We start from the raw sequence: 15234 nt of genomic DNA, 5'->3' as shown, positions 1-15234 counted from the left end.
AGGAGGTAAGCACGATGGGAATCACAATACAACAATTATCAGTATTCTTGGAAAACCGGGAGGGACGTCTGGACGAAGTGCTTGCAGTGCTGGCCAGCAACGATGTGAATATCGTTGCACTGAGCCTGGCAGATACATCAGATTACGGAATGCTCCGCATGATTGTATCCGACCCGAACAAGGGAAGAGCGGTGCTTAAAGACAATGGAATCACAGCTATGCTGACAGACGTTGTGGCGCTTCGGGTGCCTCACGCGACGGGATCCTTAAGCAAGGCAATGCATCAAATCGTAGAAGGCGAAGTCAATATTGAATACATGTATGCATTCGCAAATGGGACAGACGCATCGGCGGTATTAAAAACTGACGACCCGGCAAGGGTGGTTGATATATTAAGAGGAAGTGGATTCGACGTCTGGGAGGCAGCGGAAGCTTACGTTTCCAATGTAAGCTTGTAGGCAGGGCGGTATTTGGCTGGTATGGGGACGCCCCGGGAACCGGACACAGGGGTGTCTGGAAACGGGGGAGAAGCTGCAAGCTGGAGTAACGGAAAAAAGAAGGAAAACCGGGGCAGACCTGGCCCCGGTTTTCCTTCTTTTTTCCGTTACTCCGGCTAACAGCATCTCCTATGCTTCCAGACACCCCTGTGTCCGGTTCCCGGGGCTGGGCGCATTAAGGCGGTTAAATAGCGCCTTACCCGGTGGGGGAGCAGACGGGGGAGGCGGATTGAGTTGGTTGGTTTGGGCGGATCTGTGGCAAGCTGCAGAAAAACTACTAAATACGATGTGTTCCGGGTATCCAGTTCAATCCAATCCGCTTTATTCAAGTCCGCCTCCTGTTCGCTGGCGTCCCCTTCCAATACACAAAAAAAGCACCCGGAATATCCGGGCACTCTTTTTTTAATCTCATTTCTCTGTATTTCTTTTAAATATTAAATCTAATTTATATATTAAAAGGTACATTTAAAATTCTGATTAAAGTTTTACTACGTTGACTGCCTGTGGTCCTTTTGCGCCGTCTGTTACATCGAATTCAACTGCCTGGCCTTCTTCTAAGGATTTGAATCCATCCATCATTAATCCTGAGTAGTGTACGAATACGTCATTTCCCTCTGAGTCAGAGATGAATCCATAGCCTTTTTGGTTGTTAAACCATTTTACTGTACCTGTCATTGTGTTGCCCTCCATAAATAAAAAAATAAATAATAAAGTGTTCGCAATGCTCATTTCTATTCTGAACAACGCTGTATTAGCGTAGCATATTTAACAATGAAAGTCAATGTGTTTGTGAAAAAATCCATAAAAATATACAAAAAGTGTCGAAAAATTACGGATTATCTGTGAACTGCGTGATTGTTTGAAAAGTAAGATTGTTTTTTATGCGAGTTTTGTTTAAAATACATATTGTAAGTAAAACAAAGGAGTGTAGCTTAAAATGAAAATGTCGACGAAGGGACAGTATGCGCTGGAGATTGTGGCAGATCTTGCGCTGCATTCCAGCAGGGATCATCTTGAGAGTCTGAAGAATATAGCAGAAAGACGGAAGTTGTCTGAGAAATATCTGGAGCGGATAGTAAAGCCCATGAAAGAAAAGGGAATCGTAAAGAGTGTTCGTGGCGCTTACGGAGGATACTGCCTGGAAAGAGATGCCGAAGAACTGACCGTGCTGGAGGTACTGACGGCAGTAGAGGGGGAACTGGCTCCGGTGCACTGCCTTACCAGAGAGAGCAATTGCGGCATAGCCTGCGGATTGTGCCCAACCAGAAATACTTGGGAAGAAATGTGGAAGACGATGAATGATGCGGTAGGCAGGGTTACAATAGCGGATATCATCCGGGCAGCGGAAATGAAGGGGACGTCAAGCAAACTATAAACGGCAGGCTGTCCTGCCTGTAAGGTTGGTTTAAAACCCTGACCACGTACAGCGCAGCCACTGCACATCCGCCGCCCTTGGTTTAGAATCCCGCCGGGAAACTAATTTTTCCTGCCGTTTGGATGAACCTAGCTATGCGTGGAACGGGGCGGGGGCAGACAGAAGCATACCGCTGTTTGGAAAACATCTACTGCTGCTTAGCGCAGCGCTCAGTATCCAAACAGCGGTATGCTTCTGTCTGCCCCCGCCCCGTTCCACGCAAGGCGTCCCCCAAGCGTATAAAATCCAGTTTTAAAATTTGTATTGACATGGTAGGAATATGGGTGTATAACATTAAATATACAATACATATCAAAATAGTAGGATATAGAAAGAAGGTGTTATATGAAGGTATCTACAAAAGGAAGATACGGACTCCGTGCACTTGTGGATATGGCAGCGAATTCACAGGAGGGTCCGATTTCCCTGATCCAGACGGCAAAGCGGCAGAATATTTCTTTAAATTATCTGGAGCAGGTCTTTGGAGTTTTGAGAAAAGCAGGCATTGTTGTCAGTGTGAAAGGGGCCGGCGGAGGATATAAGCTGGCCAAGAGCGCCGAGTGCATTACAGTGAAGGAGATACTGGAGGCTTTGGAAGGGGAATTTTCCATTATCGACAGGAATGGGGAGGAGGCCGCGGATCCTGTACAGAAAGCCATACAGGAACTTGTGTGGGATGAGATTGACAGTAAGGTGAACGAATTCCTCAGTAAACGGACGCTGGCCCAGCTGGTGCGGGAGTACAGAGAGAATCTGGATTGCAGTACGAATATGTACTATATTTAATTCAGACAGTTTTAAAGGAAGCATGTAAAGGTGAATTGACAGGAAAGTGAGGACAACGCAAATGAGCAGAGACAGAAAATTAAGATTTGAGACATTACAGTTACACGTAGGACAGGAACAGCCGGATCCGGCAACAGACGCCAGGGCGGTTCCCATTTACCAGACCACGTCCTATGTATTCAGGGACTGTGAGCATGCGGCTCAGCGTTTTGGACTCGCTGATGCAGGAAATATATACGGAAGGCTGACGAACAGCACCCAGGATGTCTTTGAGAAACGGATCGCGGCGCTGGAGGGCGGATCGGCGGCACTCGGTGTTGCATCCGGTGCGGCGGCAATTACTTACACATTTCAGAATCTTGCTAAACAGGGAGACCATATTGTAGCCTCAAAATATATTTATGGGGGAAGCTATAACCTGTTGGAACATACGCTTCCGGATCAGGGCATTACCACAACTTTTGTGGATCCGGAAGTAGAAGGCGCAGTGGAAGCAGCGATTCAGGAGAATACAAAAGCAATATTTATAGAATCTATTGGGAACCCGAATGCAAATCTGGTCGATATACAGGAGATCGCCGATATTGCCCACAGATATCATATCGTCCTGGTAGTGGACAGTACATTTGCCACGCCATACCTGCTGAGGCCCTTTGAATACGGTGCAGATATTGTTGTTCACTCTGCAACTAAGTTTATCGGAGGACATGGGACCGCTTTGGGCGGAGTCATTATAGAAAGCGGGAACTTTGACTGGAACGCATCCGGTAAATATCCGCAGCTGACAGAACCGGATCCAAGTTATCATGGTGTACGCTTTTATGAGGCGGCAGGGGCTGCAGCATTTGTAACGAGAATACGGGCGGTGATTCTGCGGGACACCGGGGCAACGATGGCGCCGCTCCATGCATTTTTATTTTTGCAGGGGCTGGAGACATTGTCTCTCCGGGTGGAGCGCCATGTGGAGAATACGGTGAAGGTCGTAGAATTTCTGCAGGCACACCCAAAAGTATTGAAAGTGAATCATCCGTCCGTGCAGAACAGTCCATATCATGAACTGTATCAGAAATATTTCCCCAATGGAGGTGCTTCAATCTTTACATTTGAAATAAACGGCACTGGGGAAGATACGAAGAAATTCATTGATAACCTGGAGATATTCTCTCTGCTCGCCAATGTTGCAGATGTGAAATCACTGGTTATCCATCCGGCCAGTACCACGCACTCCCAGATGACGCCCGAAGAGCTGGAGGCTTCCGGCATCAGGCCGAACACGGTCAGGCTGTCCGTGGGAACCGAGCACATAGATGATATCCTGTATGACCTGGAACAGGCTTTAGAACGAATATAATAAGATTTGTAAGGCTCGTGAAGATCTGGACGGTTACTTATTTTGCATTGCACATAAGAGACCAAAATCCGGTTACTTATGTGCTTTCAGCTATAAAAATATAGATAGAGAATTGGAGGAAGCAAAATGGCAAATATATATAAAAGCATTACAGAATTGGTAGGAAGGACACCGATACTGGAGGTGTCGAATATTGAAAAGGAATTGAACCTGGTGGCGCGCGTTCTGGTAAAGCTGGAGTACTTCAATCCGGCCGGAAGCGTGAAGGACCGCGTGGCCCTGAATATGATAGAGGACGCGGAGGCGAAAGGCCTAATCAGACCGGGAGCAACAATTATTGAGCCCACCAGCGGAAATACCGGGATCGGGCTTGCATCGGCGGCGGCAGCCAAGGGATACAAGGCAGTTTTTGTCATGCCCGAGACGATGAGCATCGAGAGAAGAAAGCTTCTGCTGGGTTATGGCGCAGAGATTGTCCTGACCGAAGGGGCGAAGGGAATGAACGGCGCGATCGCGAAGGCGGCGCAGCTTGTAAAAGAACGGGAAAATGCAATCGTACTTGGCCAGTTTGTGAACAGTGCGAACCCGGAAATTCATACGAAAACAACAGGTCCCGAGATCTGGGAGGACACCGATGGCCAGGTGGATATCATTATTGCGGGCGTAGGCACAGGCGGAACTATCACGGGAACGGGAACCTATCTGAAGTCCAGAAAGCCGGATGTGCAGGTGATTGCAGTGGAGCCGGCCGGCTCCCCGGTACTGTCGGGCGGAAAACCGGGACCACATGGGCTGCAGGGCATCGGTGCGGGGTTCATACCGGAAGTACTGGATACAGATATCTATGAATCCATTGTGCAGGTAAAGGATGAGGAAGCCTATGCGGCTGCAAAACTTCTGGCAAGGAGAGAGGGTGTACTGGTTGGAATTTCCTCCGGCGCGGCGCTCCATGCGGCGGTTGAAGCTGCAAAAAAACCGGAAAATAAAGGCAGAACAATCGTGGCGATCCTGCCTGACACAGGAGAAAGATATCTTTCTACACCGTTGTTTGAGTCATAAAAAAGGGCATTTTGCGGCATTTGCCCTGTGGAGAATCCGCAGGGAGCGTGCTGCAAAATGCCTTTGAAATGTCGTTTTTTTAGTTCTTAAATGGAAATGTAGTGTGAAATAATTTATAAGCAATTGAAAAAAACGGAGATATGTTATATACTAATTGAAGTTAAAAATAAAAAACAGGAGGAAAATAGTATCATGAAAGAATTTAAATATGTTATTACAGACCCGGAGGGAATTCATGCAAGACCGGCAGGGCTGTTGGTAAAGCAGGCTGCAGGCTATAAATCTGCCGTTAAAATCGTTAAAGGCGAGAAGAGTGCCGATGCAAAGAGAATCTTTGGAGTCATGGGACTCGGAGTAAAAACAGGGGAAGAGATTACTATGACAGCCGAGGGCGAAGACGAAGATCAGGCAATCGCAGAATTAGAGGCATTTTTTAAAGAAAATTTATAAATAAAAGAGCACTTATCATTTGTATATAAGGGAAGGTACTATGATTACAATAACAGGTAAAAGCGTATTTGGCGGTGTATCCATCGGAAAGCTCTCATTTTATAAGAGGAACCAAAAAGTGATCAAGCGGTCACACGTTGATGATGTGGAGGCGGAATGCATCCGTTTTCAGGAGGCAAAGGCCGAGGCAGTTGAACAGCTCAAAGGGCTGTATGACAAAGCGCTTGAGGATGTGGGCGAAGCGAATGCCATGATTTTTGAGATACACCAGATGATGCTGGAAGATTTGGATTATATTGAATCAATCGAAAATATTATACGTACCCAGGAAGTAAATGCAGAATTTGCCGTAGCAACAACGGCGGACAACTTTGCGCAGATGTTTGCTTCTATGGATGATGCATATATGCAGGGGCGTGCGGCGGACGTAAAGGATGTATCCGAGCGTGTACTGGACATCCTCTGCGGTGTGGGAGAAAGTATGGCTCAGACGGATGAGCCGTGTATTATTGCGGCGGATGATCTGGCCCCCAGCGAGACTGTACAGTTGGACAAGAGCAAGGTCCTTGGATTTGCAACCATGTATGGTTCTTCCAATTCCCATACGGCAATTCTGGCAAGAACGATGAACATTCCTGCAGTCATTGGCCTGGGCGAGGAACTAGCGGCCCAGTATGACGGCAGAATGGCAATAATTGACGGTTTTACCGGAATGCTGTATATTGACCCGGACGAGACGACGCTGGCAAAGATGCAAGAAAAGCGGGCAAAGGATCTGGAACAGAAGGCCCTCCTGGAACAGCTGAAAGGCAAAGAGAATGTAACAAAGAGCGGCCAGAAGATGAATGTATATGCTAATATTGGCAATGTATCCGATGTTGGCGCTGTCCTGAAGAATGATGCAGGCGGAATCGGCCTGTTCCGGAGTGAATTCTTATACCTGGAGAACGACACGTTTCCATCCGAGGAGCAGCAGTTTACAGTGTATAAACAGGTTGCGGAAAATATGGCTGGCAAAAAGGTTATTATCCGTACGCTGGACATAGGAGCAGATAAACAGGTTGATTACTTCGGGCTGGACAAGGAAGAGAATCCGGCGCTGGGATACCGTGCAATCCGTATCTGTCTGACAAGAACAGAGATCTTTAAGACACAGCTGCGTGCGCTTTACCGTGCAGCTATGTTCGGTAATATCTCCATTATGTTTCCGATGATCATTTCAGTTGATGAAATATACAAGATCAAAGAGATTATTGCAGAAGTGCAGAGTGAACTGAAGGCGGAGGGAATTCCGTTTAAAGAGAATGTAGAGACCGGTGTGATGATTGAGACACCTGCATCTGTCATGATCAGCAGGGAACTGGCCAAAGAAGTAGACTTTTTCAGCGTGGGTACAAATGATCTGACCCAGTATACGCTGGCGATTGACAGGCAGAATTCCAAACTGGATGCATTCTATGATCCACATCATCCGGCAGTGCTTGCAATGATCAGGATGGCAGCTGAGAATGCTCATGCAGAGGGCAAGTGGATTGGTATCTGTGGTGAACTGGGAGCCGATCTGGAACTGACGGAAGAATTCCTGAAGATGGGGCTTGACGAGCTTTCCGTATCTCCCTCTATGATACTTCCGCTGAGAAAGCGAATCAGAGAATGCGAATAGAAAAAGACAATGCATATTTTATATCAGCGTTTGATCACCACAATTAATGAGGAGATTGTCGGTACCACAGAATACCACATCGCCAGTCTGATGCTGGAGAATATCAACCAGCTGTATCAGATACCGATCGGGGAGATGGCTGCCCTGTGCAGTGTATCAAAGTCTACGGTATCCAAGTTTGTGAGAAGGATTGGTTTTGACGACTATACGGATTTCAAGCTGGAGGCCATGCGCCAGCGTGAAAAGGATGTTTATATCCGGGGCGGAGATTCGGTGAATATCACGGACTATATTCTGGAGTACGGGATGGACCGTTATGTTCAGGTGCTGACGAATGATATCAGGAATCAGGCGGCCTCCATCGATACGGAAAGGATAGAACGCCTCGTGGAGGATATCCACGGTTATAAGAAAATTGCCGCTTTTGGGGAGATTTATTCCGAGACGGCAGCGTTGAATTTTCAATACAAAATGTCCTACTACAGAAAATATGTCTATACAACGATTAATGACAGGAAGCAGGAGCATTATATTGCAGAGGCCGGCGCAGATACACTGCTTTTAATTTTCTCGAATTCAGGGCGCTATATCAGCACGTTTTCTAAACTGGACGGAGAACCTGAAAAAGAATGTTTTAATAAAACAAAAGCAAGGGTAGTTCTGATTACATCTAACACAAAGATGGAAAAGGATCCGAGAGTGGATATGTGCATTTTTCTAAAATACGGGGAGCGGGTTCAGAATCATCCGATTCTTTATCAGTTCCTAATCGAACAGATTACGGCAAGGTATCAGAATAAGTACGGCTTTCCTGAGGATGTAATCATTGATTAATCTTATGTATTGCTGTAAAGATTAGGATAAAATAACAGAAGTTTTGAGAGAGTTTCCATTTTGCGAACTTTTTCGGAACTTCTGTTTTTTTTGCTATAATGGCCTCAGAAATTTGAAGGAAGGAGAATTGCGATGAATGAGATCTGGTTTCGGAACGAAGCAGAGGAGTGGACAGAGGCATTTCCCATCGGAAACGGTTTTATGGGCGCTATGGTCTTTGGCAGGACATCTGTTGAACGGATACAGGTGAATGAGGATTCTGTCTGGTCAGGCGGATACATGGAACGGGTCAATCCGGATGCAAAAGAGCATCTGCATGAAGTGAGGCAGCTGCTAAAGGAGGGCAGAGTGCAGGAGGCGGAACTTCTGGCTTCCCGCAGTATGTATGCATCCTATCCCCATATGAGGCACTATCAGACATTGGGAGATGTATGGATTGATTTTTTTCATACACGCGGCAGGCAGATCGTGAAGAAGAAAGAGAACGGAACTTCGTTTGTGGAGTATGAACCGCCGGTATTCGAAGGATATCGAAGAAGACTGAATCTGGAGGATGCAATGGGCAGCATTGCATATAAGACGGAGAAGGGATCTGTAAAAAGAGAATTTTTTGCCTCTGCCCCGGCACAGGTTCTGGTTTATAAAATGTACGCAGATGCAGATGAGGTGTTGGATTTTGAGGTTTCACTTACCCGAAAAGACAACCGATCGGGAAGGGGGTCGTCTTTTTGCGACGGTACAGAAGCACTGGGAGACGATGCGATCCGCCTGTACGGTAAAAACGGTGCGGATAACGGGATCGCCTTTGAGATGGCGGTGCGGATTGCCTCAAAAGGAGGGCGCAGGTACCGCATGGGCAGTCATATCATCGTAGAGGGCGCGAAGGAGGCGGTGCTTTTTATAACCGGCAGGACCACTTACCGGAGCGAAGATCCAGCCGCGTGGTGTATGGAAACCTTGAAGGCAGCCGGTACCCAGCCTTATGAAAAGTTAAAAAAACAGCATCTCGATGATTATCATGCACTTTATAACAGCAGTGTACTGGAGCTCGGGAAGGAGGAGGAATTTGAGAGGCTTTCCACCCCGGAACGTCTTGCCCGGATGAGGAACGGGGAGGAGGATGTTGGTCTGGTAAATCTACATTATAATTTTGCAAGGTACCTATTGATCAGTTCCAGCCGTGAAAACAGCTTGCCTGCCAATCTGCAGGGAATCTGGAACGAAGACTTTGAGCCGGCCTGGGGCTCCAAATATACGATCAATATTAATATACAGATGAATTACTGGATGGCGGAAAAGACGGGGCTTTCCCGGCTGCACATGCCGCTATTGGAGCACCTGAAAACGATGCGGCCGCATGGGCAGGAGACCGCGGAGAAAATGTATGGAGCGCGCGGATTCTGCTGCCACCACAATACAGACATCTGGGGGGACTGCGCACCGCAGGACAGCCATGTGTCGGCAACTATATGGCCAATGGGCGGGGCCTGGCTCTGTCTTCATATTATTGAACATTATCTGTATACAAAAGACCGTGAATTTATGGAAGAATTTTATGGAATACTGAGGGACAGCGTACAATTTTTCGCAGATTATATGGTGCAGGACGAGCAGGGATACTGGATGACAGGGCCGAGCAGTTCCCCGGAAAATATCTATATGAATGAGCAGGGAGAATGCGGGTGTCTCTGTATGGGGCCTGCCATGGATTCGGAAATCCTCAGGGAACTGTTTGGCGGATATATCAGGATCACAGAAGAACTTGGCCTGGAAGACGAACTGGAAAAAGATGTGAAAATACGCCTGGAAGGGCTGCCCCCCATCGAAGTCGGAAAATACGGACAGATTCAGGAATGGCGGAAGGACTATGAAGAAATGGAGATCGGACACCGCCACATCTCCCAGCTGTTTGCCCTCTACCCTGCAGCGCAGATACGCCCGGACACAACGCCCGGGCTGGCGCAGGCAGCGCTTCATACTCTGGAGAGACGCCTGAGTCATGGAGGCGGACATACGGGATGGAGCAAGGCCTGGATTATTCTGTTTTACGCACGGCTCCGGGACGGAGAAAAAGCGTGGAAGAATCAGCGTGAGCTGCTGACTGGCGCCACGTTGGATAACCTGTTCAACACGCATCCGCCATTCCAGATAGACGGAAACTTTGGGGGCGCCTGCGGTCTGCTGGAAATGCTGGTGCAGGATTTTGAAGATATCGTCTTTCTGCTCCCGGCCCTCCCCCAGGCATTAAAAAATGGAAAGGTGCAGGGAATCCGCTTGAAGTGCGGATGTATTCTGGATCTGGAGTGGAAAGACTCACAGATTACAGAGATCAGGCTGCTGGGACTCCGAGATTCTGCAGTTATATTTGCAGACAGAACAGGACAGCGGCAGAAGATTAAGTTTCAAAAGGAACAGAGTATGACTTTTGATTTTACGGAATTGAGCGAAGGAGGATTTAACGAATGAAGTACGAAAAAATGATCGAAGAGATTGTAGAAAAAATCGGCGGAAGAGACAATATAACCAGCGTCTACCACTGTGCGACACGGCTGCGCCTTCAACTGAAGAACGAAGCGGCAGCGGATGACGAAGCGGTGAAAGCAATTGAAGGTGTTCTATCCATCGTGAAAAGCGGCGGCCAGTATCAGATCGTGATCGGACAGCACGTAGGGGATGTCTACAAAGAAATGCTGGCCATGCTGGGGGCGGACGGCGAAAAGACGGAAGTAAGAGATGCCAAAGAATTCAAAGAAGAAATGAAGAAGAAAAAGGTAACAAACCAGTTTATCGATCTGATATCAGGCGTATTCACGCCAATTCTGGGAATGCTTACCGCAACCGGTGTAATCAAAGGTCTTCTGGCACTGCTTACCGCGACCGGCCTGCTTTCAACCGCATCGGGTACTTATCAGATCCTGAACATTGTGGGCGACTGCTTTTTCAACTTTCTGCCGGTATTCCTTGGATACACCGCGATGAAGAAATTCGGGGGCACGCCGTTTATCGGAATGGCCATTGGAGCAGCGCTGGTTTACCCATCCCTCACAACGATTATGGCAGGAGAACCGCTTTACACACTGTTTGCAGGAACCATTTTTGAATCTCCGGTCTACGTAACATTCCTGGGAATTCCGGTCATTCTGATGAACTATGCAAGCTCTGTGATACCGGCGATTGTGACATGTTACTTTGCTGCAAAAGTGGAAAAATTCTTTGCAAAGAGGATGAGCGACTTGTTCAAGACTTTTGCTGTACCGGCGCTTACCCTCATCATCAGCATTGTCCTGGCGTTTTTGATTATCGGGCCGGTTGCAAGTTTTGCGAGCAGCCTGCTTGGAGCCGCATTTACGGCATTATTTGATCTCAACGCGACTATTAGCGGTTTCTTATATGGCGCGTTAATTCAGGTATGTGTTATGTTCGGCGTACACTGGGGATTCGTTGCAATTTCTGTAAATAATCTGGCGACCATGGGATTCGACCCGATCACAATCGCAGGTCTCTCTTCCGCATTTGCACAGGCAGGAGTGGTACTGATGATTATGCTCAAAACAAGAAATAAAAAGCTCAAAAGCGTATGCGGCCCTGCAATCCTTTCAGCCATGGTAGGTATTACAGAACCAGCAATCTATGGTGTCACACTGCAGTTCAAAAAGCCGTTTATCCTGGCGTGCCTGGCTTCTGGTATTGGTGGGGCAATCATAGGATTCGGCGGAGTAAAACAATATTTCTATGGAACAAACGGGATCTTCGGATGGCTGCAGGTTATCAATCCGGAGACGGGATTTGACTCATCGGTTGTGGCGGCTATTATCGCATGTATCGTAAGTTTTGCTGCGGCAATTATCCTGATGGCAGTATTTGGGAAAAACTCGGTGCCGCAGGATCAAAAATAAATCGGGATTTAGTGACGAGCTTTAGTCTCGGCACGGATGGGGGACGCCAAGCGAACTGTAAGCGGCAAGCCCTCCGGCCTGTATGGTCGGTTTAAAATCCTGACCGCTTAACGAAGAAGCTCTAAGAGACCCGGAGGCACCTGGAAGGGCACATCCGGCATGCGCTGAAAAAAATGATATTTTTTCAGTACAGGCCGGATTGAAAATTGATTTCGGAGAATCAATTTTCATCCCTTCCGGATGCCTCCGGCTCTCTAAGAGCTTCTAATCGTCCGCTATAAGGGGTTTTAAACCGACCATACAGGTCGGAGGGCTTGCCGCTTACAGTCCGCTTGGCTGGTGCATCCGACCGGTAGGCAAAGACTCGTTCCTAAGGTGGAGCCCGAGACGGGGGAGGCGGATGAAATTGGCTATGCGTATCATGCATCTTGATTAAATGGATTTTAAGGCTTTTATGTATGGGAGCTTTGGGGACTGTTTTTGAAGAAATCTATTTATTTAGTAACGATTATCGTGTGTAACTCCATATGCTTTTTTATGAATGAACCATACAATTTTTTAAATCCAGTATATTTACGGGTAACAAGGCGATCTAACACTTACACTTATATAAACGAATCACCAATTCTGTTCCATCCGTTGCTACCGTACGAGGGCCCCTCTGGGGAATGAGCTCTTAACTACCGTTTGGATGCAACAGCGAATGCATCGGCATTCGGGCCAAATGCGGCATGTACCTCCCTTCCCGTTCCGTTTTCTTCTGCAGCTTCTTCGCGAAGTGTCAGGACATTTCACCAGCAGACATTGCCCCACCAGCTCCCGGACTCACCTCGTCATTCGCGTCCTCCATCCGTTAACGAGTCTAAAGCTCGTTAACTAACTCCCTATTGAAAATGCGTGGAAGATATGGTATGATTTGTTATAGTTAGAACAGATGTTCGAAATAGCTATAGGATTTATTTGAAGAAAGTATACCCAAAGGGCATCCCGTAATTCATGCCCTGCGGGCGGATCCGCAGAAAACTGCGGAATAAGGTATAGGAAAAGGGGTGCACGGAGATGGCGGAGATTATACAGGAACAGATGTCGATGTATGACAAACTGCAGATTTTAAGCGATGCCGCCAAATACGATGTGGCCTGCACGTCCAGCGGTGTGGACAGGCAGGGTGACGGGACAGGGATGGGAAACTGCAAGAAATCGGGTATATGCCACAGCTTTTCAGCTGACGGAAGATGCATTTCGTTATTGAAGATTTTATTTACGAATGAATGTATTTATGACTGTAAATACTGTATCAACAGAGCGTCTAACGACGTAGTCAGGACTTCGTTCACGCCGGACGAAATATGCACTTTGACTATGGAGTTTTACCGACGGAATTATATTGAAGGCCTTTTTCTGAGTTCTGGGATATTGAAGACGCCGAATTATACCATGGAGCTGATCTATGCTGCTCTGTACAAGCTGCGCAGGGAGTGTAATTTTCAGGGATATATTCATGTGAAGGCGATTCCGGGAGCGGATCAGGAGCTGATTCAGCGGGTGGGGTTTTTAGCGGACAGGATGAGTGTGAATCTGGAGCTTGCCACCGCCGAGAGTCTGCGGCTCCTTGCACCTCACAAGAGCAGGAAGAATATTCTGGCGCCGATGCGTCTGGTACAGCAGAAGCACAATGACAATAAGCTGGAGATTGTTCAATATAAGAATGCTCCCCGGTTTGTCCCTGCCGGGCAGAGCACACAGATGATTATCGGCGCTGCTCCTGAGACCGATTACCAGATCCTCAATGTGGCAGAATCTCTCTATAAGAAATTCGAACTGAAGAGGGTGTTCTACTCCGCATTTGTTTCTGTGAATGAGGACTCGGCTCTGCCAGCCAGAACAGGGGAAGGGCCGCCTCTTCTGAGAGAGCACAGACTGTATCAGGCGGACTGGCTGCTGAGATATTACCAATTTAAGGCAAGGGAGCTGCTGGATGAAAAGAACCCGAATTTTAATGTTTTTCTGGATCCAAAGTGCGACTGGGCGATAAAGCATCTGGAATATTTTCCGGTGGAGGTGAACCGGGCCGACTATAATACACTTTTGAGGGTGCCCGGAATCGGAGTAAAGTCGGCTGCCAGGATTGTGAAGGCGAGAAGGATGGGAACTCTGCAGTTTGAAGATTTAAAAAAGATGGGAGTCGTTCTAAAGCGTGCACTTTATTTTCTGACATGTAATGGCAGAATGATGTACAAAACCAGGATAGAAGAGGATTATATTATGAGAAACTTACTGAATACAAAGGAGAAGCTGCCGGATTCTGTGACCGGTATGACCTACCGGCAGCTTTCTTTGTTTGATGATGTGACCTTCAGGGAAGCACAGGTTTTCAGCATATTGGAGTAAAAGAGGGACAGAGATGAAACAGGTCTATATTTGTTATGACACAATAACAGGCATATTTTCCGCTATCCACGATGCGTGGAAAGAAAATAGAAACGGTGAAGCTGGTATTGCACTGCGCGGCCAGATGACCCCGCAGCTGTTCTGTGAGTACAGGGAGACCGCAGAGTCGGAAAAAAAATCAATTGCGGTTGAGCGGCTGATAAAACAGAATCTTGGGTATAATACTTACTGGGATATTTATCATGCCCTCCTGGCAGACGATTCCGAGAAGGCGGATGCCGTATATAACACCATGCTGGCAGCCAGAACCATACCAGACAGCAGGAAGGTCATGGAACACCTGAGTAATCCATATGTTGCCAAGGTGTTTGAACTGAGCAGGAGCGTGGCCAATGAAGCGCATCTGTTTACGGAGTTCATCCGCTTTCGGGAACTGGAGAACGGAGTCCTGCTCTCGGAGATTACCCCTAAGGGGCAGGTGCTGACCTGCATTGCAGATCATTTTACAAATCGTTTTCCGCTGGAGAACTGGATGGTTTATGATAAAACGCATAAGGTATTTCTGGTTCATCAGGCAGGTAAGAACTGGGTTCTCGTCCAGGGAGAGGAACTGAATCCGGAGACAGCAGGCAGAGTATCGGAGGCTGAAGGGGAATTTGAGCGTTTATGGAAAGGATTCTGCAGCTCGATTTCGATCAAAGAGCGTGAGAATCTGGCCCTGCAGAGGTCACACCTGCCGATGCATTTCCGACAGGATATGACAGAATTTAGTGACAGCGCAGTCAGGTCTGCGCATTTACAGCGCAGACCGTAGGAAAATGAGGTGGCCACAGGCATCCATCCCATCGCAAAGCGATTTTAATGGCTGGATGCGTAACAGTTCAGATTTACCT

General features: G+C 47.5%; 13 protein-coding genes. 12 read left to right on the top strand and 1 reads right to left on the bottom strand.

Features of this window, described 5'->3' with window-relative positions; translation table 11 throughout:
- The first annotated feature begins 14 nt into the window (after nt 1-14).
- The gene (locus MWG26_RS12285; protein WP_025657278.1) at nt 15-458 is read left to right on the top strand and encodes an amino acid-binding protein; all 444 of its coding nucleotides are present in this window, start codon (nt 15-17) and stop codon (nt 456-458) included.
- Between the two features lie 516 nt (nt 459-974).
- Here MWG26_RS12285 and MWG26_RS12280 read toward each other — a convergent pair.
- The gene (locus MWG26_RS12280; protein ID WP_025657280.1) at nt 975-1172 is read right to left on the bottom strand and encodes a cold shock domain-containing protein; all 198 of its coding nucleotides are present in this window, start codon (nt 1170-1172) and stop codon (nt 975-977) included.
- 262 nt (nt 1173-1434) lie between these two features.
- On the opposite strand from MWG26_RS12280, the gene MWG26_RS12275 reads away from it, so the two are divergent.
- The 11 genes from MWG26_RS12275 to MWG26_RS12225 all read left to right on the top strand — a co-directional run bounded on the left by MWG26_RS12275 (nt 1435) and on the right by MWG26_RS12225 (nt 15155).
- Nucleotides 1435-1872 (top strand): RrF2 family transcriptional regulator, encoded by a 438-nt coding sequence (locus tag MWG26_RS12275; protein ID WP_025657281.1) that lies wholly within the window; start codon nt 1435-1437, stop codon nt 1870-1872.
- Nucleotides 1873-2256: 384 nt separating this feature from the next.
- Complete coding sequence (locus MWG26_RS12270; protein WP_025657282.1) at nt 2257-2697, top strand: RrF2 family transcriptional regulator; 441 nt, start codon at nt 2257-2259, stop codon at nt 2695-2697.
- A gap of 61 nt (nt 2698-2758) precedes the next feature.
- Complete coding sequence (locus tag MWG26_RS12265; protein ID WP_025657283.1) at nt 2759-4048, top strand: O-acetylhomoserine aminocarboxypropyltransferase/cysteine synthase family protein; 1290 nt, start codon at nt 2759-2761, stop codon at nt 4046-4048.
- A 126-nt stretch (nt 4049-4174) separates the two neighbouring features.
- A complete protein-coding gene (cysK, locus tag MWG26_RS12260; RefSeq protein ID WP_025657284.1) occupies nt 4175-5107 on the top strand; it encodes a cysteine synthase A in 933 nt (310 codons plus the stop codon).
- A 192-nt stretch (nt 5108-5299) separates the two neighbouring features.
- Nucleotides 5300-5557 (top strand): HPr family phosphocarrier protein, encoded by a 258-nt coding sequence (locus MWG26_RS12255; RefSeq protein WP_025657285.1) that lies wholly within the window; start codon nt 5300-5302, stop codon nt 5555-5557.
- Between the two features lie 40 nt (nt 5558-5597).
- Nucleotides 5598-7220: a phosphoenolpyruvate--protein phosphotransferase gene (ptsP, locus tag MWG26_RS12250; protein ID WP_025657286.1), complete on the top strand. Its 1623-nt coding sequence runs from the start codon at nt 5598-5600 to the stop codon at nt 7218-7220.
- 30 nt (nt 7221-7250) lie between these two features.
- Nucleotides 7251-8054: a MurR/RpiR family transcriptional regulator gene (locus MWG26_RS12245; protein WP_244062728.1), complete on the top strand. Its 804-nt coding sequence runs from the start codon at nt 7251-7253 to the stop codon at nt 8052-8054.
- 132 nt (nt 8055-8186) lie between these two features.
- Nucleotides 8187-10520: a glycoside hydrolase family 95 protein gene (locus MWG26_RS12240; RefSeq protein WP_117441222.1), complete on the top strand. Its 2334-nt coding sequence runs from the start codon at nt 8187-8189 to the stop codon at nt 10518-10520.
- Nucleotides 10517-11950, top strand: a complete 1434-nt coding sequence (locus tag MWG26_RS12235; protein WP_025657288.1) for a PTS transporter subunit EIIC — start codon at nt 10517-10519, stop codon at nt 11948-11950. Before MWG26_RS12240 ends, MWG26_RS12235 begins: the two co-directional genes overlap by 4 nt.
- A gap of 1059 nt (nt 11951-13009) precedes the next feature.
- Entirely contained in the window at nt 13010-14341 is a 1332-nt protein-coding gene (locus tag MWG26_RS12230; RefSeq protein ID WP_025657289.1) for a putative DNA modification/repair radical SAM protein, read from the top strand.
- 13 nt (nt 14342-14354) lie between these two features.
- The gene (locus MWG26_RS12225) at nt 14355-15155 is read left to right on the top strand and encodes a TIGR03915 family putative DNA repair protein (RefSeq protein WP_025657290.1); all 801 of its coding nucleotides are present in this window, start codon (nt 14355-14357) and stop codon (nt 15153-15155) included.
- Nucleotides 15156-15234 lie beyond the last annotated feature (79 nt).

Source organism: Faecalicatena contorta, assembly GCF_022835095.1.
GTDB classification, from domain to species: Bacteria; Bacillota; Clostridia; order Lachnospirales; family Lachnospiraceae; genus Faecalicatena; species Faecalicatena contorta.
Note: the sequence above shows the minus strand (reverse complement) of the source record. Positions and strands in the feature narration are given on the sequence as shown.

Excerpts from the sequence above, each read along its gene's own strand:
- MWG26_RS12285 (WP_025657278.1), top strand. The coding sequence starts at position 15 with ATGGGAATCACAATACAACAATTATCAGTATTCTTGGAAAACCGGGAG.
- MWG26_RS12280 (WP_025657280.1), bottom strand. The coding sequence starts at position 1,172 with ATGACAGGTACAGTAAAATGGTTTAACAACCAAAAAGGCTATGGATTC.
- MWG26_RS12275 (WP_025657281.1), top strand. The coding sequence starts at position 1,435 with ATGAAAATGTCGACGAAGGGACAGTATGCGCTGGAGATTGTGGCAGAT.
- MWG26_RS12270 (WP_025657282.1), top strand. The coding sequence starts at position 2,257 with ATGAAGGTATCTACAAAAGGAAGATACGGACTCCGTGCACTTGTGGAT.
- MWG26_RS12265 (WP_025657283.1), top strand. The coding sequence starts at position 2,759 with ATGAGCAGAGACAGAAAATTAAGATTTGAGACATTACAGTTACACGTA.
- cysK (WP_025657284.1), top strand. The coding sequence starts at position 4,175 with ATGGCAAATATATATAAAAGCATTACAGAATTGGTAGGAAGGACACCG.
- MWG26_RS12255 (WP_025657285.1), top strand. The coding sequence starts at position 5,300 with ATGAAAGAATTTAAATATGTTATTACAGACCCGGAGGGAATTCATGCA.
- ptsP (WP_025657286.1), top strand. The coding sequence starts at position 5,598 with ATGATTACAATAACAGGTAAAAGCGTATTTGGCGGTGTATCCATCGGA.
- MWG26_RS12240 (WP_117441222.1), top strand. The coding sequence starts at position 8,187 with ATGAATGAGATCTGGTTTCGGAACGAAGCAGAGGAGTGGACAGAGGCA.
- MWG26_RS12235 (WP_025657288.1), top strand. The coding sequence starts at position 10,517 with ATGAAGTACGAAAAAATGATCGAAGAGATTGTAGAAAAAATCGGCGGA.
- MWG26_RS12230 (WP_025657289.1), top strand. The coding sequence starts at position 13,010 with ATGGCGGAGATTATACAGGAACAGATGTCGATGTATGACAAACTGCAG.
- MWG26_RS12225 (WP_025657290.1), top strand. The coding sequence starts at position 14,355 with ATGAAACAGGTCTATATTTGTTATGACACAATAACAGGCATATTTTCC.